This window comes from Streptomyces sp. NPDC025806, from assembly GCF_055558275.1.
The window spans coordinates 22,620-45,611 of record NZ_JBVHMU010000027.1; the positions used below are offsets into that span (position 1 = coordinate 22,620).

The window sequence follows — 22,992 nt, forward strand, 5'->3', positions numbered from 1 at the left end:
AGTCAGTAGTTGGTGCGTTCGCGGACCGCGCCGGCGTCGAGCGGGACGAGGAAGGTGCGGGTGAAGGCCGCGACCTGTGTGCCGTCCTGGTTGTGGCCGGTGGTGTGGCAGGTGACCAGCCCGGTGCCGGGCCGGCTGCGGGAGGGGCGGCGGTGGCGGATCTCGGTCTGTGCGTAGAGGGTGTCGCCGACGAAGACGGGGTGGGGGAAGCGGACGTTCTCGAAGCCGAGGTTGGCGATCGTCAGTCCGCTGGTGGAGCGCACGGTCATGCCGCCGACGATGTGGAGGGTGATGCTGGAGCACACCAGGGGGCGGCCCCACGGGGTGCGCGCGCTGTAGTGGGCGTCGGTGTGCAGGGGTGCGTCGTTGCCGCCGAGGGTGGTCATGAGGACGTTGTCCGCGTCGGTGAGGGTGCGGCCGGGGCGGTGCTCGATGACCAGGCCCTCGATCAACTCGTCGTAGGTGAGCCCGACGTTCTCGCGAAAGCGGCCTTCGGCGATCTTGCGGTAGCCGGTCGGCCCGGCCGGGTGCGATGTCACGGGGTGGCCTCCGGTGCGGATTCGCTGGTGCGTGCGCGGGTCAGCAGATCGCGGGCGGCCTGGACCATGGGCGGGCCGACCATCTGGTGGCCGATCCGGACGATGCCGCCCGCGGCCTGGTCGGCCGCGGTGACGACGGTGCGGGCGTGAGCGATCTGCGCCGCGGTGGGGCGGAACACGTCGAGCACTACCGGCAGTTGGCGCGGGTGGACGCAGCTCTTGCCGGAGAAGCCGAGGTCACGCACGCGGACGGCTTCGTCGTGCAGGCCGTGGAGGTCGTCGAGGTCGAAGTACGGGGAGTCGATGACGGGCAGGCCCGCACCGGCGGCGTGGGTGACCAGGGCGGAGCGTGCGTACAGCATCGGCTCCCAGCTGCGGGCGGAGCCGATGGCACGCGCGTAGTCGGCGGTGCCGAACAGCAGCCCGGCCAGGCGGTCGCAGCGCACGATCTCGCTCAGGTTCTGCACCGCCCGGGGCGTCTCGATCAGCGCGTACAGCAGGGGGCTGTAGTCGGTGGTGTCGAGGGCCGCGGCGACGAGGTCGAGGTCGCGGGGCGTCTCGACCTTGGGCACGAGGACGAGCGGCGGCCGCAGGGGGTAGTCGCGCAGGGCCGTGAGGTCGTCGATCGCGTCCGGGGTGGTGGGCGCGTTGATGCGGATGCCCGGGGTGCAGGTGCCGGTCGTGCCGGGGTGGGTGAAGAAGGTGCGGGCGGTGGCGCGGGCTGTCGTTTTGGCCGGGGCGGGGACGGAGTCCTCGAGGTCGACGAGCGCGACGTCGGCTCCGGCGGTGCGCGCGCCGGCGAAGCGGGAGGGGGTGTGGCCGGGGGTGATCAGCCATGCGCCGGCGGGTGCGGTGTTCATGCGCGGGCTCCTCGGGTGGTGAGGGTGGTGATCGCGTCGGGGATCAGGTCTTCCTGACCGGCGATGACGCCGCGGCGGCCGAGTTCGACGAAGACGTCCCAGTCGCTGACGCCCGCCTGCCGGGCCGCGGCGAGGACGGGCTTCTTGAAGCCGGAGAAGACGCCGGAAAGGCCCGAGACGAGGCTGGTGGAGTCGATCGTCGGCGGGGCGGGCATGAGGGTGCGCTCGGCGAGGTCCGCGGCCTGGGCCACGGCGCGCAGGTCGATGCCGGTGTGGTGGCCGTAGCGTTCCAGCACCGCGACGAGGACCTCGAGCTGGGTGTTGCCCGCTCCGGCGCCGAACCCGCGGGCGCAGGCGTCCAGGACGCGGGCGCCGGCACGGACCGCGGCCAGGGAGTTCGCCACGGCCATGCCGAGGTTGTTGTGGGCGTGGAAGGCGACCGGCACGTCGACGGCGGCGGTGATCGCGGTGATGCGGGTGGTGACGTCCTCGGGCAGGTAGGTGCCGGCGCTGTCGAAGACGCAGACGGCCTGCGCCCCGTAGCCGACCATCCGGGCGCACTGCTCGGCGAGTTCGTCCGGCTCGGCCAGGTGGCTCATCAGCAGGACGCCCTGGGCTTCGGCGCCGAGCTCGCGGATGACGCCGAGGTGGCGTTCGGTGACGTCGGCCTCGGTGCAGTGGGCGGCGACCCGCACGATGTCGACGCCGCGGTCGACCGCGGAGCGCAGGTCGGTGGAGGTGGCCCAGCCCGGCAGCATGAGCGTGGCGAGCCGACTGTGGGGCATCGCGGCGCGGGCGGTGGCCAGCATGACGTCGTCGTCGAGCTTGCTGAGTCCGACCTGCCGGGAGGAGGCGCCGATCCCGTTGCCGTGACCGACCTCGAGAACGGGGACGCCCGCGGTGTCGGCCGCGGACGCGTAGGCGCGGATCTGCTCGGCGTCGAGCTGGTGGCGGACGGCGTGCTGGCCGTCGCGCAGGGTGGAGTCGTGCACGGTCACGGCGGGCTGGTTCATCGGACGGCCTCCGTGTGGCGTCGGGCGTGTGCTTCGGCGGCGTGGATCGCGGCGGCGCTGATCACTTCGAGGTTTCCGGCGTGGCCGGGGATGCGGTTGCGGGTGGCGGTGACTTCGACGACCACGCGGACGGTGCGGCCCTCGCTCGTGCAGGACACCACCCGGTAGCCGGGGACGAGCGCCGTCATCTCCTCCTGAACGGAGGCCACCAGGGCGGCAACGCGATCCGCCGGCGCCGGGTCGGCGGTGATGAGCGTCATCGCCGTACGGAACGCCTGTGCGGGTGTCGCGGCCGAGATGTTGAGCATGGTCTTGGCGCTCGCGGCGCCGGTGAACGAACGGATGGCCTGCTGGGTGGTGTCGATGTACTGGTCGAGGTTGAGCCGGCTGGCCCGGCCGACGCTGGCGCTGGCCGCCGTGGCGACCATCTCCACGGCCTCGGTCGGACAGGCGCCGGCGAGGGCGTGCAGGACGGGCAGGGCGGCCTGGCCGCCGCAGGAGACGAGACCGATGTGCTGGTGAGCGGCCGCCTCGTGTCCGTTCACGGTCGGCACGATCAGCGTTCCGGTCGTGGCGGGGGTCAGGTCGATGAGGGTCGCGCCCGTGCCGGCGAGCTTGTCCCAGTGCACCGGGTGCGCGAAGGCGTTCGTGGCGTCGAAAACCACATCGAAGTCCTGTCCGGCGTCGAGGACGGCCTCGATGCCGCCGAACCGGGTGACGCAGCCGAGTTCGGCCGCCTGGACCAGGCCCTTGCTGGCGGGCCGGTGGCCCACGACGAGCGGATCACTCAACTCGGGTGAGGCCTGGATCCGTTCGATCAGGTCCAGGCCCAGAGGGCCGGTGCCCAGGACGGCGGTGCTCAGCCGGCTGGTGTGCATCATGGATGCTCCCGTAGGACGAAGGGTCAGATGACCTGCAGATGGACGTCGGGAAGACGTGAGGACTCCGCCCGGTACGCGGTGCGCGGGGTGAGCGGGATGCTGGCGTGGACCGAGCCCGCCAGGACGATGTCTCCGGCGCGGAGCCTCACCCGCGGCCGGCGGTGGACGAGCCAGCGCACCGCCTCGACGGGGTCGCCGAGGATGTCGCGCCCGCTGCCGGCGGCCACGGGGATCCCGTCGGCGTACAGGGTGATCTGCTCCGCGCGCGGGTCCGTGTGGAGGCCGAACGGGCTCCGCGGGCCGGTGACCACGGCCGCACAGGCCGCGTTGTCAGCGACGCTGTCGACCAGCGTGATGTCCCAGGTGCCGTAGGAGGTGTCGAGCACCTCGAACGCGAGGAAGTACTCGCTGATCGCGGCCCGGACCGTGCCGAGGCCGGCCGGACCGGACAGGTCCCGCCCCAGCACGAACGCGATCTCAGTCTCGATCCTCGCGTCGAGGTAGGCGCCGGTGCGAAGCCGACTGCCCGAGCGGGCGAGCGCGTCGGTGTGGATGACGCCCGAGTCCGGCTCGTCGATGCCCATCTGCCGCTGCATGGCGCGAGAGGTCAGGCCGACCTTGTGGCCGACAATGGGCGCGCCGGCACGGACCCGGCGTCCCGCGTTGGCCGCCTGAATCCGGTACGCATCATCGAGGCCGACCTCGGGATGCCTGCTGGACACGGTCGGGCACGGGACGCGTAAGCGCCGCGCGGACGCCAGCTCGTCCGCCACATCATCCAGGACGCTCGGCAACAAAGGCATCGTCAGTCCCTCCGACAGATCCGGTGGCCCGGCCGCCGAGACATCCGCGACCGCGGGGCTCGGCGGACCGCGCATGAGGTCCGGGGCCGCCCTGCCCGCATACCTCGGGGGAGAGTGCACGGACAGGGCAGCGGCCCCGAGGGGCTGAGAGCAGTCAACGCGCCGCGACCGGTGCCGGGAGACCCCGCGCTGTGACTCCAACACGGAGTCGCCCAGGCCGCGTTGACCCTGGGTAGCATCAACACACAGCTACTCGGGGGAGTTGCCGATGAACGTTCAGTCACCGAAGCCGAGTGAGGTCATCGCCGGTCTCCTCAATGACGAACGCCTGCTGAGGGCCTGCTCCGAGCGGGACATGGGCGCCGTGTTCCGGCTGCTCCACCACCGCGGAGTCAGCACGCGCCGCATCGCCGCAGCCGTCGACATCACCCAGGGCCGCCTGTACGACTACATGAACGGCAAGTGCCGTATCGAGAAGATGACGCTGTTCGAGCAGATCGCAGACGCCTTCCGCATCCCCGGACATCTGCTGGGGCTGGCCCGCCGCCCCTGGGAGCCCCCGGACAGTCAGGATCAGCAGGCCGTCCAGCCCATGCCCGACAGCGACGACCTGACGGCCATCGACCACTTCCGCAGCGCCGACCGCCAGACCGGCGGAGGCCGCCTGTACCGCGCGGTCGTACAGCACCTCGCCACCCAGGTCGGCCCCCGCCTGGTCGACCTCGCCAGCGGCCCACACACCTTCGCGGCCGCGGCCGCCCTGACCGAGATGGCCGGCTGGATGGCCCACGACTCCGGCGACGACCACCGGGCCGCCCAGCACTTCGTCCAGGCGCTCCCCCTCGCCCGAACGTCCGGTGACCTACGGCTCGCCGCCCACATCGCCGCCAGCAACAGCCACCTCGCCCTGCACACCGGCGACACCGCAAGCGCCGTCAGCTGGGCGGGCAATGGCCTCGAACTCGCCGCCCGTGGCCCGCGCACCCCCGCACTCACTGCCCGGCTTCACACCATGCGCGCCCGCGCCCTGGCCGCTACTGCACAACACACACCAGCCGCCCGCGCACTCGACGCCGCACAACGGGACCTCGAGACCGCGGCCAGCACCGCGCACCCCTGGCTCAGCCCGTTCGACGCCGCCACATTGGCCAGCGACTCCGCCCTCATCTGGCGCGACCTCGGCAACCTCGACACAGCTCTGGCCCAGGCCCAGGCAGCCATCGCGCTCCGGGAGGCCGGCCGCGCCCGCTCCCTGGCACTCAGCCGCATCACACTCGTCGACATTCACGTACGCCGAAACGACCTCGACTCCGCCGTCCAGGCCGGGCACGACCTACTCAGCACCAGCCCCACGCTCGGCTCGGTCCGAGTCGTCCGCCAGCTCGACACGCTCCGCCAGCTCCTGGCCCCCCACAGCTCGTACAGGCCCGTACGCCAATACCTGACCCGCTTCGACGAAGCCCGCAGAGCGAGAATGCTCCTCCTGGCCGACATCATCCCGCCACCCCCAGGAGGACCCACCGGATGAGGCCCGCACCACACCCAACCCCCGACAACCCCGAAGCGTGGAACGCCTACCTTGCCGAAGGCAACGCCAAGCAGGCCCGCAAACGCGTCGCCGCCGACGTCCTGCTGCGCGACGCTGCGGGGCGAGTGCTGCTGGTCGACCCCACCTACAAACCCGGCTGGGACCTGCCCGGCGGCATGGCCGAGGCGAACGAGCCCCCGCAGGACGCCGCACAGCGCGAACTGGCTGAGGAACTCGGACTGTCCCTGACGACGCTCACGCTCCTCGTCGTCGACTGGGTCGCCCCTCACGGCCCCTGGGACGACCAGCTCTCCTTCATCTTCGACGGGGGCACTCTCGCGGAGCCCCACCGTGCTCTCCACCCTCGCGACGACGAGCTCGCCGCCGCCGAGTTCGTCGGCCCCGAACAGGCCCTTGCCCGGCTCAACGGCCCCATCCGACCACGCCTGGTCGCCGCCCTCCAAGCAGCCGCGGATGGCCACGCCCGGTACCTCCACAACGGATCACCTGTGCCGTAGGTCGAACGTCCGGGGAGTGGAACCGGCCGTCGGTGGCCAGAGGTCTGGCAAGGACAGCAACCGCCCCAGGAAGATCACATTCGAGCCAACTCTGCTGGAGTCTGCCGCTGATCGAGAACTACCCGTTCGACGCGGAGGAGGCCATCACCTGCGCCGAGGCCGGTGCGTGCTCACAGGGGACTGGGGCGTCGGAGGGCTGACACCAGCTCTCACAGGCCGCAGCGGACCTCCACCCGACGGAACTTACCCCATGGGGTTGTCATTACCCCTTGGGGTAAGTAGTCTGCGGGTGTCCGAGGGGTAGAGCCCTCGGACACCCCGCCGGGCGGCTTGCAGCAGCCACCCGACAACACCGGAGGGTATCCGTGACTGACGTGAAGATCATCGACTGCACCAGCCCCACCGAGCTGTTCCGCCAGTACAGCGGCCAGTCCGAGGCGCAGCCGGCCTACATCGAACTCGACCTGGAGCAGGGCACGCTGAGCGCCGACTACGACGCGATCGTCGGCAGCGGCAGCCCGGCCGAGGTCTACTACGGCTTCGAGCGCCGCTACCGCATCCCCGTGCTGACGGCCGAGGCCGCGAACCGTGTCATGCGCGAAATCGCCCCGTTCGCGAATCGGGTCCTGGCCGACTGGGAGGAGACCTGGGACGAGCGCCGGGGCAACCGGGTCGCCGTGCTCGGTGACGACGCGCAGGCCGCCGAAGAGGAGATCGAAGCGCTCCTGGGCCACGGTGAGGACGCCTTCGGCGACCACGACCTGGTGGCGCAGTGGGACATCGACGGCGCGGTCAACGGCTGCGAGGCCGAGGAGTACGGCATCACCGCCGCCACGACGGACGAACGCCTCGACGAGATCGCCGACGAGATCACCCAGGGCCTGGCCGAGGTGGGCGAGAGCAAGGTCGCCGTCGTCGACGGCCTGCCCGTGTACCTGAAGAACCTGCGCGACGAACTCGCCGCGCAGTAGCTTTGCCCGCGGTGTCTGCCCCCGAGGCTCCCCCGGGGCAGGCACCGCCGTCATGTTGAGGAGCAGACCGTGTCACCGCAGCAGTCCAACTTCCACGAACGGCTCAAGGCCGCCCACGCCCGGATCGAGTTCGGCACCGCCGAGCGGACGGCCGGCGCCGACGACAAGGCCCGCGCCATCGCGCAGGAGGCCGAGCGCCGCGGCCGCGGCGCCCAGAAGGAGATCGCCGACGAGCTCGGCGTGTCCGAGAAGACCGTCTCCCAGGCCATCGCCCGCGCCCGCCGCGCCCCCGATCCGGCACGCGCCCTGCCCGCGGACACCCTGGAGCGGCTCCTGGCCGCCGAACTGCCCGCGCTCACCCCGCTCACCCGGGCCCAGTGGCAGGCGCTCGCGTGGATCGTGCGCGGCACCTTCATCGACGTCACGTGGATCGACCAGCCCGGCCGGATGCTCGCCCTGGAGGTCCAGGACGCCGAGCTCGACAACTCGCTCGAGCCGGCCCGCCTCGCCAGCGTGTGCGCGGCATGGAGCCGGGTGCAGGCCCTCGCCGTCATCGACGCCTGCCAGCGCGACGACACCGACAGCCTTCCCACCGTCGAAGGAGAAGGCCGGTGACGCTGCGGCTGCGCCCGTACCAGGAAGAAGCGATCGACGCGATCACGGCCGGCCTGACCGCCGGCGGCCGGGGCCAGTTACACGCCGCCTGCGGGGCCGGGAAGACCCTGATCGCCTCGGCTTCCGCCTCCCGGCTCGTGCCCGGCAGCGGCCTGATCGTGGTCCTCGCCCCGTCACTCGCCCTCGTCGCCCAGATCATCAAGGAGTGGAAGAGCCTCTGCCCCGTGGACGCGGTCCTCGCGGTGTGCAGCGACGACACCGTCACCGACGCGCCCGCCCACCTCGGCGACATCACCGAGCAGACCACCACCGAGCCCGACGAAATCCTCACCTGGCTGGGCCGCACCCGCGGCCGCCGGCTCATCGTGTCGACCTACCTGTCCGCCCACCGTCTCGCCGAAGCGCTGCGCACCGCTGGTACCGTCCCGGAGCTCGCCGTGCACGACGAGGCACACCACCTCGCCGGCCACATCGAACGGATAACCCGCAGCCTCCTGGACGACCGCTTCCTGCCCGCACGGCGCCGGCTGTTCATGACCGCGACGCCACGCATCGACGACTTCCGGGCCGACAACACCGACATGCTGACGATGTCGGACGAATCCGTGTTCGGCCCCGCCCTCTACCGCTACCCGTGGGCCCGGGCGATCAGCGAGGGCCACCTCGACGACTACCGCGTCGTCGTCATGGGCGTCACCGAGCAACAGCTGCTGGACCTGCTCACCGACGACCAGCACGCGCACGTGGAAACCCCCGGCGCCCCGGACCTGCGGACCCTGGCCGCCCAGACCGTCCTCGCGCAGGCCGCCCGCCAGCACGGCCTGCGCCGCATCATCGCGTTCTGCCACCGCCTGGACGCCGCCCACGAATTCGCCCGCACCCTGCCCTCCACCCTCGCCCGCCTCGATCCTCACAAGCAGCCCCAGGGCCTGGTCCACAGCGAACGGATCAGCGGCGATCACACCCACGCCCAGCGCGAACAGATCCTCGACAGGCTGCGCGAACCGCCCGGCGAGTGGACCGTGGTGACCAACGTGCGCTGCCTGTCCGAGGGCGTGGACGTGCCGGCCGTCGACGCCGTGCTGTTCACCCACCCCAAAAGCTCCCAGGTCGACATCGTGCAGGCCGTCGGCCGCGCCCTGCGCCGCTCCACCACCGAGCAGAGCACCGCGACCGTGATCGTCCCGATCGTCGTCCCCGACTCCACCGAACAGATCGGCGACCTCGAGCCGCGCGACTTCCGCACCCTGTGGCAGGTCCTGCGGGCCCTGCGCGCGCACGACGAGACACTCGGCCTCGAACTCGACACCCAGCGCGCCCACGAAACCACCACCAACCCCCAGCTCCCGGCCCGGATCACTGTCCAGCTGCCGCCCGGCTCCACCGACACCCTGCTCGCCCAGCTGACCGCCCTGACGGTGCGCCAGACGACCTCGGCATGGTGGACCGGCTACGGACACGCCCGCACCCACCGGGCCGAGCACGGAAACCTCGACGTGCCGTCCACGTACGTCACCCAGAACGGCTTCAAGCTCGGGCAGTGGATCACCAACGCGCGCCAGCACCGCCGCAAGGGCTGGCTGCGACCCGAACGCATCGAAGCACTCGACAAGATCGGCATGATCTGGGACAGCCGCGACGTGCCCTGGAGCCGGTTCCTCGACGAACTGCGGACCTTCCGTGACACCTTCGGCCACACGCTGGTGCCCCAGTCCTACGAGACCCCCGACGGCTACCGCCTCGGCAGCAAGGTCAACACCACCCGAACCAGCGCCCGGCGCATTCCCCACACCATCCGCCGGATGCTCGACGACCTCGGCATGGTGTGGGACACCCGGGACCTGCGCTGGCAGGAACTCCACACCAACTGCCAGCAGTACGCCGCAGAACACGGCCACCTCGACGTCCCCGTCGGCTACACCACCCCTGACGGGTTCCCGCTCGGCAGCCGGCTCAAGACGGTTCGCCGCGCAGCCAGGAAGGGCCGCCTGGACCCCGCCGAGCGTGTCTCCCTGGAAGAACTCGGCATGGTCTTCGACTCCCGCAGCGACCGCGCCTGGAACGACTTCCTCGCCGCCTGCGACCGCTACACCGCGGCCCACGGCAGCCTCGCCACCGTGGAGAAGTCCTACATCGACGAAACCGGCTACCGCCTCGGCGCCACCGTCTCCTACTACCGCAACCTCAACAACGGCACCAAGACCAACATGGCCGAACTCCCGGCCCAGCGCCGCGCCGAGCTCGACGCCCGCGGCATGATCTGGCGCAAGGTGCCGCTGCGGGACCTGCGTCCCGACGAGGCCTCCCGCCTGCGCACTCTGACCGGCGTCGAGCTCGGCACGGCAATCGTCGACCTGGTCGACACCGAGGGTGTCACCCAGTCCAGCATCGCCGACGTCCTGGGCATCCACCGAAGCTACATCTCCACCAAGGTCAAGAAGTTCCGGGAGACCGGCACCTGGCCGGACCGCAAGGCCTCAGCGCGGTCGGCTTCCTTGCCCCGAGCAGACGGAAAGTGAGGCGATGGTGCTCCGGGGTGCTCAGGCCGCCGGCGGCGACGCACTACAGCGCGTCGCCGCCCTGTCCTGGGCGCCACTGCCATCCGTGCGCCGCCATGACTTCCTTCGTCCAGTCAGCCATCAACTGAGCAGCCTCCCGGGCCCGGGTCACGTCGTGTCCTCCGCCGTCGGCAAAGAACTGAACAAGCAGGCCGGCGGCTGGCCGTTCGACATCTGCTGCGTCGCAGGACGGGCACAGTTCGAGATGGATGGGTCGCCCTGCTGCGTCATTCTTCGGCGCCACGGCGCTGAGGATCAGATCCCCGCGGCACCGCGAGCACTGGGGAAGCCTGTCGGACTGGGAGATGTGCGCCATGAGAGAGACCCCTTATCGAGTGGGAGCCACTCCATCCTGGAGAGACTGCTCCGTCAACGGCGTCAGACGACGGGAAGATCGCAAATGAGTCAACCTTGCCCGGACGGGGCGCGAGGCGGCTCCCGCTCCTGGAACGATCGGAGCAGACAGGCTCACGTCAGAGGGAAGGGACAGGGTGTCCAAGCCGGCGCAGAAGAGCGACGTCAAGATCCCGTGGGTGTACGACGCGCACGATGTCAAATACGAACGGGACGCGATCGACGTCAAGCCTGCTCCGCCCTACACGACGCCCTTGCGGTGCGGCGGATGCGAGACTCCTGTGCACGCCCGGCCGGGCAACGCCGACAACCCGGACTCCCGCAAGTCGCACTACGCGAAGAACCCCGGAGGCAAGCACAAGCCCCACTGCTCCTTCGACCTTGACGAACGCGGCAAGGAGATCGTCATCGATTCGGCCGGCACGGTCGTCCGCAAGGACGGACAGTGGCGGCTGCTCTGCCCGCCGGTTGGCCGGGCCGGAACGCGCGGCCCGGATGCCCCGTCTGGCCCTCGAGCCGGCGGCCGGGCGACGAGCACCGGCTCTCGGAGGACGAGCGACAAGCAAGGGCCGGCGATCGCCTCCGCCCGGCGCATCGTGCAACTGCTGGAGAAGCTGCGCCGTGACCCCGACGCGGTGGGTCGGTTCGCAGCCGTCGTGCCCGGCGGCCGCCGTGACATTCCATGGACGGAGTTCTGCCGCAGCCGCGGCGACGTCCATGAGATTGCGCAGGACCTCATCGATCGGAACGCGACCCGCACGACCATCCCGCATGCCGTCTGGGGACGGGTGTCAACCGCCTCAGCCGTCGACGGAAAGTCCGGCCGGCGCAGCTACGTCATCGCGTACGTCGCTGAGCACCCCGTCGTCCTCGCCGACGGACGCCGCCTCCGGCTCGAGGTGGTGGCCCGCAGCAACAATGCGGACTGGATCGCGGCAGCATCACGCTCGGGCAAGTTCCTGGGATACGGCTACTGGCAGCTGTATCCCGCGCCCGGCAAAATTCAAGACCGCGTCGAACTGCAGCTGTGGGTGGACGAACCCTGGCAGGTCGAGCGCTGGGACACCGACGGCACCACACAGACGTTCCCTACCCCTCCGGCGCGGCGGGCTGCTGCGGCGCAGCCGACGAGTTCGGAACCTGCGGCTGCGCCAGAGGCGAGCGCGCACAAGGACGGAGACCAGGAACCCGGACCTGTCGACGCCGCGGACACCACGCCCTCCACCACGTCGGTGGTCGGCGAACGTGACGCTGCCGCGTTGCCTGCACCGGCATCAGGTCCAGACGAGACTGCGCCGCCGGAGCCGGCCGGGTCGGAGGCGGGATCGCAGCAGAACCCCGCAGCCGACGATCCTGACGATGGAGGTCCGGCCGTTCTGCCCGCGCCAGCGGCACCTCCGATGCCGGCTCGGCCGCCAGTGCCCCCGTCACCTCCAGTAGTGCGCCCTCGCCCGCCGTCTCGCGGCTTGATCAGCCGCATTTTTGGCAAATGGCGCCGCTGAACCTCACACCGGGGCCAGGGGATAGGTCAATGAGCTGGCGTCGAATGCTGTGCGGGTGCGGGGTACCCGAACCAGGCCTTCCCGGGCAGCCCGCATCTCGCCGCGGCTGGTATTCGTGACGAAGCCAAAGCGCTGGTAGAAGGTGTGGAGCCTGCTCAGATCCCCGCCAAGGTTCGGGCTCGGCGTGAGCGTCATCGGAACACCATGACCATCCGCTGCCGCGGTGATGCGCTCCATGACGCGGGTGCCGAGCCCCTTCCCCCGCTCGCTCTCGGGCAGGAAGATCGAGAACACGACGAGGAACGGACCGCGATCGATCCCTAGCTCAAGCCCCACGCCCGGGGAGTCGGCCCGGATTTCCTCCGCCAGAGCATCAGCCCATGACGACGAAACCTGATCCACGACATCCACCCTCGTGTGGCTGGCAGAGCTCAAGGGCTCAAGCGTCTCGACAGCTCCCGATTCCTGATTCAGAACTCAGCGGATCAAAGCAGCACGCTGTTCGACGAGGCAACGCCACCGAGTGCGGGTGCGGGCCTCACCATCGAGCCAGAGAGGCCCGGTGTACTGGTCCGGGAGCGGGAGGGCGGCCATGAACTGCGCGATGTCGACGTAGTACGCGAACCCTCCGCCCCGGGTCTGCTCGCGGAGCCGGCCGATGGTTTCGGCGACCGCGTTCTGGTCGCCGCGCACGGCCTGGTGGAAGGCGAGCGCGATCTCGAGGGTGGGTTTCAGCGTGGTGAGGCCGGCGACGTCGAGCTCGGTGCGCAGTGTGCGGATCCGGTCTTCGACGCCATGGTGGCCGGCGTCGCGGATGACGGCGGCGATGGCCGCGGTGTAGGTGGTGGCTCGCAGGTCCAGTCCGGTCAGGAGCTGCTGGGCGAGGTCGAGTTCGGCGTCGGCGGCGGCGGGGTGGGTGAAGGCGGCGGAGAGGGCGAGGTGGGCCTGGGCGATGGCCTGCTCGCCCTGGTTTCCGTGCTGCTCGGCCTCGGTGCGGGCAGCGGCGTACGCGGTGGCGGCTGTGGTCATGTCGCCGTGAGCGAAGTGGATGTCGCCGAGGACGCGGTGGCCGCGGCCGGGCCAACCGAGGGCCTGGGCGGTGGTGAGAGCGGTGGGAAAGTCGCCGGCCGCACGGGCGAGGTGGGCCAGTCCCCGGGCGGCGTCGGGGGCGTAGCGGCCGCCGGCCGTGGCGACCTGCTGCATGCCGTCGCGGGAGGCGGCGGTGTTGCCGAGATCGCGGTGGGCTTTGGCCAGGAAGTACCGGGCCATTTCGGTGAGTTCGGCGGGCAGCAGGTTGGTGTCGAGGACTGCGGTGAGGCGTTCGACGGTGCGGGAGCGGTGTTCGTGCTGGCGGCGGGCGAGCGTGGCGAGGAGTTCGGCGAGTGCGTCCGCGGCGGTGGCCGGCCCCTCGGTGTCGGGGAGGGGGAGGGGTTCCCAGACGTAGTCGTCGGTGTAGGCGTGTGCGGCGTCGGTGAGCCAGTCGAGGTCGAGGCGGTGTTCGCGGGCGATCGCGAGGCCTTGGCGCAGGCAGCCGACGAGGAGCCGCCGGTCGGGGCCGGTTGCTGCGCGCCACTGTTCGCCGAGTGCGGCCAGGGCGCGGGTGGCGGCGGCCGTCCAGTCGGCGTCGGTCCACCGGTCGTCGGTGGCGTCGTCCGCGGTGCGCAGGGTGCTGCGGATGAGGGCGTGGAGGCTGTAGGCCCACAGGGCGAAGGGGCTGTGGCGGACGAAGGGGCGCTCGATGAGCCGGGCGGCGGCGGCCTGGTGGGGGAGTCCGGCTGTGCGGGTGGCGAGCTCGAGGTCGAAGGCGTCGAAGATGCTGACCGAGCGCAGGATGTGCCGTTCGTCCGGTGTGAGGTCGGCGACGGTGCGGGTGATGAGCGCGGGGAAGTCGGCGTCGAAGTCTTCGGGGGTGGGGGTGTGGCCGGTGCGGCGCAGTTCGAGGAAGCGGAGCACGGAGAGGTCGAGGTATAGGGGCAGGCCGTGGGAGCGGGCGGTGATGACGGCCCGCAGCTCGGGCCCGATCAGGGGCTGGCCGTCCTTGACGAGGCGGCGGGCGAGGTAGTCGTCGCAGTCGTCCGCGCTGAAGTCGCCGATGAGGACCTGCCGCCCGCCGGCGGTGGCGCCTGCGGTGCGCGGGGCGGGGACGGTCTGCTCGGCGAGTCCGGGCCAGGCGGCCGGGCCGGTGAAGTCGAGCTGCCCTTCGAGGGCGGGGTCGGCCCACTGCAGCCGGCCGCGGCCGGTGACGATGAAGAACGCGCCCGGCATCAGCCACACCAGGCGTTGCAGCAGGCGTTCCAGGTCGCGGTGGGTGCGGGTGCCGGTGTCCTCGAAGGTGTCCAGCAGGATCACGGGCACCACCTGCTTGTCGGCGGGCAGCTGGGCGAGCTCCCAGGCGAGCAGGTGCGGGTAGTACGACAGGGCGTCGACGTCGGGTTCGGCCTCGAGGAGGTCGGCGAGCCGGGCGCAGCCGGCCAGGGCCCGTACCGTTTGGCGTCGTTCGCGCAGGGCCTGGGTGAGGGCGCCGGTGAGCTGGCCGACGGCGCCGCCGATGCTGCCGGGCAGCATGAGCGCCTGGGCGATGTCGCCGAGCGCGGCCTGTATCTGCTGCGGCAGGGCTTTGCCGAAGCGGCCGGCGAGGCCTCCGCGGGTGAGGTATTCCTCCAGGCTCTCGCCGGGGTGCTGGTGGTCCCAGTAGCGGCGCAGCGCGATGTCGAAGGCGGGCAGGGGCCGGCCGATGCGGGCGGCGAGTGCCAGGCGGATGGTGAGCAGGACCTGCTCGAAGTCGGTGCCGGCGGAGCGGGCGAGGTCGATCCGTACGGGCAGCAGCGCGGGCCGGGGCGGCCAGGAGGGCGCGCCCCACCTGGCGGGGCGCCCGTCGACGCCGGCCAGCGCCGCTTCTAGGGTGCGCGACAGCGTGGACTTGCCGATCCCGCCGACGCCGTGGAAGACGATGACGTTGTTGCGTGGCGCCTCGAGGTCCTCCACGTCGAAGCCGGGCGCGGTGAGGCGGGCGAGGTGTTCGGTGAGCGCGGCCTGGACGAACTGCCACTGCCCGCGGCGGTCGGTGAACGCCTCGCGGGCCTCCATCTGCCGGTCGTTGGTGCTGAACAGCGCGCGCAGATCCTGCCCCGCCATGAAAACCCCCTGGTGATCGACTCGATCCAACCTATGCCCAGGGCCCGGTCGGTGAAGCCGCGTCACGGACAATGGCCGGTCACACACTCAGCACGACCCGAAGGTGGTACCCGCATGACCGACCCAGTGACTCCCGAAGACCCCCGGCCGCTCCACCGCGCAGGCGGGGATGCCGGCCAGGCCTACGAGCTCGTGAGGCGGGTCCGCGCCTGGTACGAGGCCCGCCTCGCCGAAGCCCGTACCGGGGGCCATGATCCGGAGCAGGTGGCCGCGTGGCGCGCGGGCCGGGACCAGGCCGCCGACGATCTGGACCAGCTGGAGGACGCCGACGAGGACGAGACCGTGCAGATCGCCCTCCTCTACGCCGCCCGGCTCAAGGAGCTCACCCAGTCCTGAGCCCGGTGGCGAGCAGCAGGGGCCGTGCGGGGCCGGGCCGGTGCTCCACCGGCCGGGCCTGCCACCGGGCGGGCATCAGCGGTCGGGCCTGCGCCGTGATGTCGCTCAGTTCCTCGCGCATCCGCGGCAGCATCTTGTGCAGGGCCTGCTGGGCGGCGTGGAAGCGGGCGGCCTCCCGCTCGGTGTAGGGGCGCAGGCTCTCGGCGGTCAGCGCCCATGGCGCGGCGTGGTCGCGGCCGAGCGTCTGGAGGTCGGCGTCGAGCACGGTGACGGCGGCGATGTCCGGGTCGGCGGCCGCGGCCTCCACGATCTCGGCGGCGACCCGGCGGGAACGGGCGTGCGCGGCCGGGGTCGGCAGCGTGGTCATCACGTCGAGCTCCAGGGCGCGGGCATGGCCGATGAACGTGCTCTGCCTGCTGTCCGCCACACGGCCGGCGAGCGCGACGACCTCGATCCGGTAGCGGGCACGCGCGAACCGGGACACGCTGAGGCAGAAGTCGTCAGCCGTGAGGTAGTCGGCCTCGATGGTGAGGTCGCTGCGCTGCTCGCGCAGGTACGCCTCGGCCTCGGCCTGCCACTCGTCCGCGTCGGGGCGGACCAGTTCGTCGGCGAGGCGGGGACTGTCGGTGACGAGCTGAAAGTAGTCCGGGTGCGCACCACGCAAGCCGCTTGGTTCGAGACGGACAGGGCGCGGTCGCATCGCGCGCCGCACCATCCGGCCCGCCATCAGCTGCCCGGCCCCGTACTCCCCGACCAGGTAGACGACGACCGGGTCCGGACGGAACGTGGCACGCCGCAGGTGGACCGGGGCGATGAGCTCATCGAAGGCCCACCGGTGCTCCTCGACGCCGAGGCGGTGGTAGCCCGTGCCGGGCGGGCCCGGCAGGGGGTGGGCGATCCGCCGTACGGGCTCGGCGGCCGCAGCTGCGCGTTCCGCATCCCTCGACACCGCGAGCCGCGCGTCGGCCGGCAGCCGCTCGTCGTGGACGAGCACCTCCGCGCGCGTCAGTTCCCGGCGGAAGGTTCGAGTCTGCCGTGCGCCCCACGGGCGTAGCTGCTCGGCCTTTGCCGTCGTGGCCGCGGCCGCCGGCCGGGCCCAGATGCCCTCGCGGGTGAGCTCGTTGGCGTACAACGGCTCCATGCCCCGTCGGACCACGACCACCCGGTCCGCCAGCTGCTCCTCCTCGATCGCCGCGAGCGTCCGCAACATCCCTGCAGTGCACGTGTCCTGGTTCTCCCAGGACACGTACCGGAGCTCACCGGCGAGGAAGCGGTCCAGGACGCCGAGCTGGGCCAGCGCCTCGGCCGTCGAGACCGCCACGACCTCGATCCGGTGGCCCGAGCTGCGGTAGCCGGCCGACAGGGCACGGAACTCGTCCTTTGAGGCGAGCGCGGACTCGACCACAGCATCGAAGCGGTGACGGCGAACGAACTCCTCCACCTCGTCCTGCCAGCGGATCGTGTCCGGGCGCACCCGCACACCCGCGGTGCGCACGTCCTCCTCCAGGAGGGCGGCGTACCGACGGTGCACCTGCTTGTAGAGATCGCGGCCGACGCGTACGGCGCCGCCCCGGCGGTCGAGGGCCGCCTGGACCAGGTCGCCGACCTCGGTCTTGCCGGACCCGGGCGGCCCGGCGACGACCACCAGCACCGGCCTCTCCTGCGGCACGGCGTGCTCCGTGGCCGAAGGAAGGATCAGCCTGTGCAGCACATCCTGGTGCTCGTTCTCGCTCAGAACCGCTGCCGCGCTGCTCAACTCGCCCTCCGTGCCGCCTGGTTCATCGACGACCAAACGTAAGGGGACCCCTTACGAGGTGTCAAGGCACCCCTTACACTGCCCTCATGGCCACGCCACCGAGCCCCTTCGAGAACCTTCAGCACCTGATCGAACAAGGCGATCCGACGGAGCGCGCCAAGGACATCAGTAAGGTGCTGGAAGCAATCCCCAACCTGCAGCGGTGGCTACGCGAAGCCCGGCAGACCGCCGTACAAGAGATGCGCGGCGCAGGGATGAGCCACGCCGAGGTCGGCAAACACCTCGGGGTCAGCCGCGCCCGAGCACAGCAAATCGCCGAGGGGCGGGCCACGGGCAAGCGAGCCGACAGATAGACCGGGCCCGGCTGAATCACGGCTGGCGTGCCGGGTCTCGGACCAGGCGAAGGGCAGGCGGGGGCGATCCCTTCTCAGCCACCGTCTGTGGGCTCGGAATCGGGGTGGGCTTGCCGCTCCCCGCCGTCACGGATGCGGGCGCGCGAGGCGAGCTTGCGCCCGGTCTGGGGTAGCGGCTGCTGCTGTGCTGTGGCGGGCGTCAACGTACTGGTCAGCCCTGTGGCTCTAGTTGGGGCCGAGCGCCCTGCGAACGCGGAGCCATCACTCACCAGCAACGCACTGCAAGAGTTCATCTCTGAGTGCCGAGACCTCGACGACTATCGTTCTCCAGCACCGCTCGATACTCCACCTGACGACCTCAGCCGACGAAAGCCCGCCACAACGTGGCCGCAAGCCGACGACGGAGGCGCGCGTGTGCTGTCTGCACCACCCACCCGGCTCAGTCACCTCTTCTGCTGCCGAGTCCTGAGTCGCCGAGGGCCTGTGCTGGTGAGGAGGCCTGGAGTGGCACCCCGAGGGACCGGAGCGAAGGCGGAGGGGCCCGCAGGGTCCACCCGTGGATCGGTGCACGTGGAAACCGGCATCAGGTGGCTGAGGTCTTGAAGAGGCCGAACAGCTCTGACCTGCGAAAACGCGAAAGTTTTGTGCAGCATGACCTGCACAAAGCCGGGCGTGTCGATCTTCGAAAGTTATGCAGCTGCATGCACAAGTCTCCCTGAGCAAGAGCAACGCGCCGTGTCGTGCACAGCACGCCGAATTACATACCTCGTTAGTTATATTGAGCGGCATCTGAAGATCGGCAAAGGAGCAGGTCAGTGCCCCAAGCGAGGCGGAATGCCGCCGGCCCGGCAGTGAGCAGGACCGTGCGGCTGTCTCCTGTGCCGGATCCGGCGAGGAAGGATGTGCAGGATCAGTCGCCTGCGCTGCTGAAGGCTCTGGAAAAGCTCGGGCGTAACGGGGGCACCTTCCACTCGAAGCCTCCGCCGAAGCCGTACGCATTCCCCGGCGGCACGCATCTGGCGATCAGCGACGAGGTGCACCAGAACCTGTGGCGCTTCGAGCTGACGCCCATGGCCCGGGACCTGCTGGACCACTTCGCCGTCACACACGACGCAGACGGCATCGTGACGGCCTCGCAGCAGGAACTCGGCACGTACTTCGGCTGCCATCACTCGAAGATCAGCCGGGCGATCAAGCTGCTGGACCAGCACAACTTCGCGTGGAAGGTCCGGCAGAAGCGGTATCAGCTCAACCCCCTCTACGCTTACAGGTGGGGAAGCGAGAAGCACCGGGCGTTGTCGGCGAAGCTGAAGAAGGTCCTCACCGAGCGCCAGATCACGCCTCCGCTCAAGGACTCCGAGATGAGGAACCGATGACTTCCACCGGCGTACCCCTCGTCCACAACCCCGCGATCTGGGAAGACCTGCCGAACGCGAAACTGACGAGCACCGCCCGCGACGTCCTGGATGTACTGCAGGCCCGGCAGGAACCCGGCGGACTGGTGAGGCTCACACAGGCCGATCTCGCCAAGCGGCTCGGGATCAGCCAGGCCGCCGTGTCACGTGCGATCGGGCAGCTGCGGGACATCGGGATCCTGGAAGGCCGATCGAAGCGGGGCACCCTGCTCATCCACCCGCTGCTGGCCGGATACGAGTCCGCAGCGCACATGCTGAACCACCTGAATGATCCGGACACGTACATCTGGCCGCTGCTGTACGAGTCAGGGGTGCGACCGCCACGCCGCACCGACCCAAGGGCCGGCACGATGTTCGACCCTGATCCCGACGGTGGCGAGCACGCGCCGACGCCGCAGATGGAACTGCCGAAGCTTCGGCTAGCTGGCTAATTCGGCACATAACGCTGTCTCATCCGGTGCCTACCTCGGATCAGGCGCCGCTCAATTTCTCCAGAAGCGGAGCCTCGAGCGTACGAAGAACCGGTTCGTCTGCCCCTGGTCTCCCGTGAGCCAGGGGCCGACGTGTGACGCACCGACATCCACGGCATCCACCGCACCTACATCGTGCCTCGATAGCTGGGACACCAGGCACAGGCCGCTCGACCCGCGACCTGTCCTTCAGCTTCGCCAGCCGTCCCAGCCTGAGACCAGCGAAGACCGCGGGGGCGCAGCCTTCCACCACCGTCCGCCCGGCCGCCAACGTCGCGACCTCCGACGCAACGGATGACGACCACTACGACCAGCTCCACTACGAAGCCGAAGGGGAAGCCCATTGGCGGTGATGGACGCCGCTTGCGGGAGTCACCGGTATCGGTCGAGCACGGACTGCGGCGTGCCGTCGCCCGACGGGTGAATTTCCAGATTGCCCGCAGAGTTGATAAGCGCCCGCCGCCCCGGATAGGTGCGCTCCGCGCACAGCCGGTCCCGCTCGTCGAACACCCCAGTGAAGTAGAGGACTCCGTCGACGAGCTCACTCTTCTCCGCAGCAGTGGGCCAACGGGCCAGAAGGGCCTCCACCGTCATGGGATCCTGAGCCGGAGGCAGATCAGGACTTGTCAACGTTCTCACCCTTCGTACGACGGACAGCCGCAGCATCGCAGCCTCTGCTCCCAGACAACATGCGGCGCCTCCGCTGCCACGTCCTGCGGCCTCCCCGAGAGTGGCGTGGATAGTGTGCTGCGCGTGGGCCGCCGCTGCGTACGCACAGCGTTAGGGGGAGGCCCTGGCGTCAAGGCCGCGGCCGCATCGTCAACGACGCCCGAGCCATCCTGCTCATGCATGGTCTTGCAGTCTTCGAACCGACCCTTGCCTTTCATGCCCGCGTACGTCAGCACGCTGCGCGCAGCAGGGCCCTGAGCACGCCGGTGTGCTGATACCCACCGGCATCCGCACGGCAAGGTCCGTTGCTTTCAGTTGTAGTCGTAGCGAGTGATCCGGGCATGCATCTCACGGTCGTACTCTGCGAGCCGATCGAGGAAGGGAGCGAGCGCCTCCTGGGCCTGGGCTGCGGTAATCTGCCCGGTCTCGATGGCAGCGAGAAGTTCCAGCATGGCGGGGAGCTCCACTGAGCCGCCGTATCCCGGCTTGTCGGTGCGGTGCTCGGAGTACACGGCCCCTACGGATCCGCGAACGCCCGGCAGGGCGATGGGGCCGGCGGTGATGTCGCGTGTGACGTGGTACGGCATTGGGTGTTCCTCCAGATGGTCAGGCAAAGCGGCGGCGCCGTGGCGTCACACCCAGAAGGGGCCGCCGCGCTGGGACAGGGCGGTGGGGGTGAGCGTGCTCTCGAGGACGGCTTGCCGCCACTCGGTGCGGTTCTTGTAGCGGGCCTGGTCGATGTTCTGGGGGTTGTGCTGCCACTCGGCCAAGTGCTGGGCGACTGCGGCGAGGACAGTGGCGTCACCAGCCTCGGCCGCCTGCGGGCTCGCCGCGCGGAGAGCGGCCACAGCGGCATGGGCAGGGTGATAGCTGAGTCCCATCACGGGCTCCGGGGCGTCGATGCCCTGACGCAGCGCGGTGATCGCGTCCTGGAGGTGCTCGTCGCTGTCCGGTGTGGGAACCGTCTGCAGCGCTTCGACGAGCACCGCGGCCTCGGTGGCGTTCAACAGCGTGGTGGAGCTGCCGCTGAAGGTGTGGTGGAAGATCCGCAGGAGCACGTCGGCAAGGCGAGGCTTGGCCCGCCGGTCGAACAGGCAGTGGGCGCACAGCCAGCCCATCGGCACGTATGGGCGACGTGGATGGGGCATCCGGCCGGTGAGCTCGCCGGCCATCACCGGCGCGGCGCACAGGTTGCAGGCGGAGTCGGCGATGGCCTTCTTCGTGCGCATCGGCGCGGCCAGACCGCCGGGCTCGGGTGCCTCCGGGTGGGTGTAGGCGCGGTACGAGCCGGGGTCCTCGATCCAGGCCCGGGACTGGATGATGGCGTCGCGCAGTTGCTCGTCGGTCGCTTTGGCGCGGCTGGGCGCGCCCATCCAGTCGTTGAGCTGCTTCTGGACGAAAGGGATCGGTTCGCGGAGCGCGCCCGCCAGCGGCCCCACGTTGGTGGTGAGGAGTTTGCGCAGTTCGGCCCCATGCAGCTTGTCGAGATCCTCGGTGGAGGGGGTGGGAAGCCCGGCGGGCATGGACGACGGGTCTTCCAGCCACCGCTCGACGTTGGTGAGCGCGACGCCGAGCTCAGCGAGCGAGACCCCTGACCGCGTCTTCGCACCGATCGAGTCGTTGACGATGCCGTTGACCCGGCGTGCGTGCATACCCGTCGCGGCAGCGAGCTGATCTACCCTCCAGTTGAGCCGCTGCCTCGCCTGGTTCTCCGTGAGCAGGACGACCGGCTCGCACGTCCGGCACGGAACACCGGCCGCGGAGGCCGGCCGTTCGCCGCACAGCCCGCACACGAACCCTGGGCACGCCGAGCACAGCGTGGCGAGGCCCTCGCTGTCCTCGGCAACAGGCGGACGCAGCTCCTGGCGCAGCTGCTCGGCGAGCGACCGGCACTCGCCCGCGCAGGTCGCGGCGGCGGCCGCGGCGCCGGGTTGATCGACCAGGGCCTCGCGCACGGTAGGCCACAGCACGGTCGCGTGCGGGTCGGTGAAGTCGTCTGCATGCCACTGCTCGAGCTGCGCGGCCCGGTAGGCGGCCAGCAGGCGTTTGTCGCTGCCTCCTGCGACCTTATGGTGCTCGCGGTCGTCGAGGCATCCGCAGGGCAGCCGCTCGGCGTAGCCGCAGAACTCTGCGCCAAAGGCCCCGCACTGCGGGCACATTGTCCATTGATAGGGCTCGTCGTCGTAGATGCTCATCCCGTTCGCTTCGTGGAACCGCCACGGCCCGTCCCAGGGGTCAGGGCGACCCCACGTGTCGACGCCTGCCGTGTCATCTGGGAAGGAGGGTCCCTCGGCCAGCAGCGCTTTGCCGTGCCACTCCTCCGCAACTTCCACTGGCGGGCAGCCGTCTGCCTCCTCATCCCGGTCGGCGAACCAATCGTGGCGGCCCGAAGCCGCCATTGAGAACCGGGCCCACCACACCGGGGCTGTGACCTCCGCCATGAACCAGATCCGCTGCTCTGGCAGCCAGAACGCTGGCGTGCGCGGCGAGCCTTCGCTGTCGTAGAAGGTCACCGGCTCGTATGCCCACGGCACCCGCAGGTGGTCGAAGAACACCGACCACCGGGCGTGAAGCTCCGTACGGAACGCCACCTTGATCACCTCATACGCCATGTGCCGCTCCTGCCGCTGCTTCTGGGCTGTTGCAGGGCCTCACC

General features: G+C 70.4%; 22 protein-coding genes. 10 read left to right on the top strand and 12 right to left on the bottom strand.

Annotated elements, in window-relative coordinates:
• Positions 1-2 precede the first annotated feature (2 nt).
• From ACZ4E1_RS36645 to ACZ4E1_RS36665, 5 genes are read right to left on the bottom strand one after another with little or no spacing between them, the layout of a single operon-like run.
• Positions 3-539: a MaoC family dehydratase gene (locus ACZ4E1_RS36645; protein WP_467547742.1), complete on the bottom strand. Its 537-nt coding sequence runs from the start codon at positions 537-539 to the stop codon at positions 3-5.
• A complete protein-coding gene (locus tag ACZ4E1_RS36650; RefSeq protein WP_467547744.1) occupies positions 536-1,399 on the bottom strand; it encodes an HpcH/HpaI aldolase/citrate lyase family protein in 864 nt (287 codons plus the stop codon). The genes ACZ4E1_RS36645 and ACZ4E1_RS36650 overlap by 4 nt, the downstream gene beginning before the upstream one ends.
• Positions 1,396-2,412 carry a 4-hydroxy-2-oxovalerate aldolase gene (dmpG, locus tag ACZ4E1_RS36655; RefSeq protein WP_467547746.1) on the bottom strand — a complete coding sequence of 339 codons (1,017 nt, stop codon included), beginning with the start codon at positions 2,410-2,412 and terminating at the stop codon, positions 1,396-1,398. The genes ACZ4E1_RS36650 and dmpG overlap by 4 nt, the downstream gene beginning before the upstream one ends.
• On the bottom strand, positions 2,409-3,293 hold the full coding sequence (locus tag ACZ4E1_RS36660) for an acetylating acetaldehyde dehydrogenase (RefSeq protein WP_467547748.1): 885 nt from the start codon (positions 3,291-3,293) through the stop codon (positions 2,409-2,411). Before ACZ4E1_RS36660 ends, dmpG begins: the two co-directional genes overlap by 4 nt.
• A gap of 23 nt (positions 3,294-3,316) precedes the next feature.
• Positions 3,317-4,015 carry a 2-keto-4-pentenoate hydratase gene (locus ACZ4E1_RS36665; protein ID WP_467547750.1) on the bottom strand — a complete coding sequence of 233 codons (699 nt, stop codon included), beginning with the start codon at positions 4,013-4,015 and terminating at the stop codon, positions 3,317-3,319.
• Between the two features lie 349 nt (positions 4,016-4,364).
• Here ACZ4E1_RS36665 and ACZ4E1_RS36670 point away from each other — a divergent pair, with 349 nt between their 5' ends.
• The 5 genes from ACZ4E1_RS36670 to ACZ4E1_RS36690 all read left to right on the top strand — a co-directional run bounded on the left by ACZ4E1_RS36670 (position 4,365) and on the right by ACZ4E1_RS36690 (position 10,247).
• Positions 4,365-5,624, top strand: coding sequence for an XRE family transcriptional regulator (locus ACZ4E1_RS36670; protein ID WP_467547752.1), 1,260 nt, complete (start codon positions 4,365-4,367; stop codon positions 5,622-5,624).
• Positions 5,621-6,142, top strand: a complete 522-nt coding sequence (locus ACZ4E1_RS36675; protein ID WP_467547754.1) for an NUDIX domain-containing protein — start codon at positions 5,621-5,623, stop codon at positions 6,140-6,142. Before ACZ4E1_RS36670 ends, ACZ4E1_RS36675 begins: the two co-directional genes overlap by 4 nt.
• 365 nt (positions 6,143-6,507) lie before the next feature.
• Positions 6,508-7,113: a hypothetical protein gene (locus ACZ4E1_RS36680; protein WP_467547755.1), complete on the top strand. Its 606-nt coding sequence runs from the start codon at positions 6,508-6,510 to the stop codon at positions 7,111-7,113.
• Between the two features lie 69 nt (positions 7,114-7,182).
• Positions 7,183-7,728 (top strand): sigma factor-like helix-turn-helix DNA-binding protein, encoded by a 546-nt coding sequence (locus ACZ4E1_RS36685; protein WP_467547757.1) that lies wholly within the window; start codon positions 7,183-7,185, stop codon positions 7,726-7,728.
• Entirely contained in the window at positions 7,725-10,247 is a 2,523-nt protein-coding gene (locus ACZ4E1_RS36690; protein WP_467547759.1) for a helicase associated domain-containing protein, read from the top strand. The genes ACZ4E1_RS36685 and ACZ4E1_RS36690 overlap by 4 nt, the downstream gene beginning before the upstream one ends.
• Positions 10,248-10,290: 43 nt before the next feature.
• Here ACZ4E1_RS36690 and ACZ4E1_RS36695 read toward each other — a convergent pair whose 3' ends face one another.
• The gene (locus ACZ4E1_RS36695; protein ID WP_467547761.1) at positions 10,291-10,602 is read right to left on the bottom strand and encodes a DUF6300 family protein; all 312 of its coding nucleotides are present in this window, start codon (positions 10,600-10,602) and stop codon (positions 10,291-10,293) included.
• Between the two features lie 175 nt (positions 10,603-10,777).
• Between ACZ4E1_RS36695 and ACZ4E1_RS36700 the strand changes: the two genes are divergently transcribed.
• Positions 10,778-12,142 carry a hypothetical protein gene (locus ACZ4E1_RS36700; protein ID WP_467547763.1) on the top strand — a complete coding sequence of 455 codons (1,365 nt, stop codon included), beginning with the start codon at positions 10,778-10,780 and terminating at the stop codon, positions 12,140-12,142.
• A gap of 3 nt (positions 12,143-12,145) precedes the next feature.
• Here ACZ4E1_RS36700 and ACZ4E1_RS36705 read toward each other — a convergent pair whose 3' ends face one another.
• Together ACZ4E1_RS36705 and ACZ4E1_RS36710 are read right to left on the bottom strand one after the other, a co-directional pair.
• A complete protein-coding gene (locus tag ACZ4E1_RS36705) occupies positions 12,146-12,544 on the bottom strand; it encodes a GNAT family N-acetyltransferase (RefSeq protein ID WP_467547765.1) in 399 nt (132 codons plus the stop codon).
• Between the two features lie 75 nt (positions 12,545-12,619).
• Complete coding sequence (locus tag ACZ4E1_RS36710; protein WP_467547767.1) at positions 12,620-15,277, bottom strand: ATP/GTP-binding protein; 2,658 nt, start codon at positions 15,275-15,277, stop codon at positions 12,620-12,622.
• A 114-nt stretch (positions 15,278-15,391) separates the two neighbouring features.
• Between ACZ4E1_RS36710 and ACZ4E1_RS36715 the strand changes: the two genes are divergently transcribed.
• Entirely contained in the window at positions 15,392-15,673 is a 282-nt protein-coding gene (locus ACZ4E1_RS36715) for a hypothetical protein (protein ID WP_467547769.1), read from the top strand.
• Here the strand turns inward: ACZ4E1_RS36715 and ACZ4E1_RS36720 are convergent.
• Entirely contained in the window at positions 15,660-17,429 is a 1,770-nt protein-coding gene (locus tag ACZ4E1_RS36720) for a zeta toxin family protein (protein ID WP_467547771.1), read from the bottom strand. The genes ACZ4E1_RS36715 and ACZ4E1_RS36720 overlap by 14 nt on opposite strands.
• Positions 17,430-17,515: 86 nt before the next feature.
• On the opposite strand from ACZ4E1_RS36720, the gene ACZ4E1_RS36725 reads away from it, so the two are divergent.
• The 3 genes from ACZ4E1_RS36725 to ACZ4E1_RS36735 all read left to right on the top strand — a co-directional run bounded on the left by ACZ4E1_RS36725 (position 17,516) and on the right by ACZ4E1_RS36735 (position 19,628).
• Positions 17,516-17,782, top strand: a complete 267-nt coding sequence (locus tag ACZ4E1_RS36725; RefSeq protein ID WP_467547773.1) for an RNA polymerase subunit sigma-70 — start codon at positions 17,516-17,518, stop codon at positions 17,780-17,782.
• A gap of 815 nt (positions 17,783-18,597) precedes the next feature.
• Positions 18,598-19,158 (top strand): hypothetical protein, encoded by a 561-nt coding sequence (locus ACZ4E1_RS36730; protein WP_467547775.1) that lies wholly within the window; start codon positions 18,598-18,600, stop codon positions 19,156-19,158.
• A complete protein-coding gene (locus tag ACZ4E1_RS36735) occupies positions 19,155-19,628 on the top strand; it encodes a helix-turn-helix transcriptional regulator (RefSeq protein ID WP_467547777.1) in 474 nt (157 codons plus the stop codon). The genes ACZ4E1_RS36730 and ACZ4E1_RS36735 overlap by 4 nt, the downstream gene beginning before the upstream one ends.
• Before the next feature lie 411 nt (positions 19,629-20,039).
• Here the strand turns inward: ACZ4E1_RS36735 and ACZ4E1_RS36740 are convergent, their stop codons facing one another.
• From ACZ4E1_RS36740 to ACZ4E1_RS36750, 3 genes are all read right to left on the bottom strand, one after another.
• Entirely contained in the window at positions 20,040-20,261 is a 222-nt protein-coding gene (locus tag ACZ4E1_RS36740; protein ID WP_467547779.1) for a hypothetical protein, read from the bottom strand.
• A gap of 386 nt (positions 20,262-20,647) precedes the next feature.
• A complete protein-coding gene (locus tag ACZ4E1_RS36745) occupies positions 20,648-20,923 on the bottom strand; it encodes a hypothetical protein (protein ID WP_467547781.1) in 276 nt (91 codons plus the stop codon).
• A gap of 45 nt (positions 20,924-20,968) precedes the next feature.
• Positions 20,969-22,948 (bottom strand): hypothetical protein, encoded by a 1,980-nt coding sequence (locus ACZ4E1_RS36750; protein ID WP_467547783.1) that lies wholly within the window; start codon positions 22,946-22,948, stop codon positions 20,969-20,971.
• Positions 22,949-22,992: the final 44 nt, after the last annotated feature.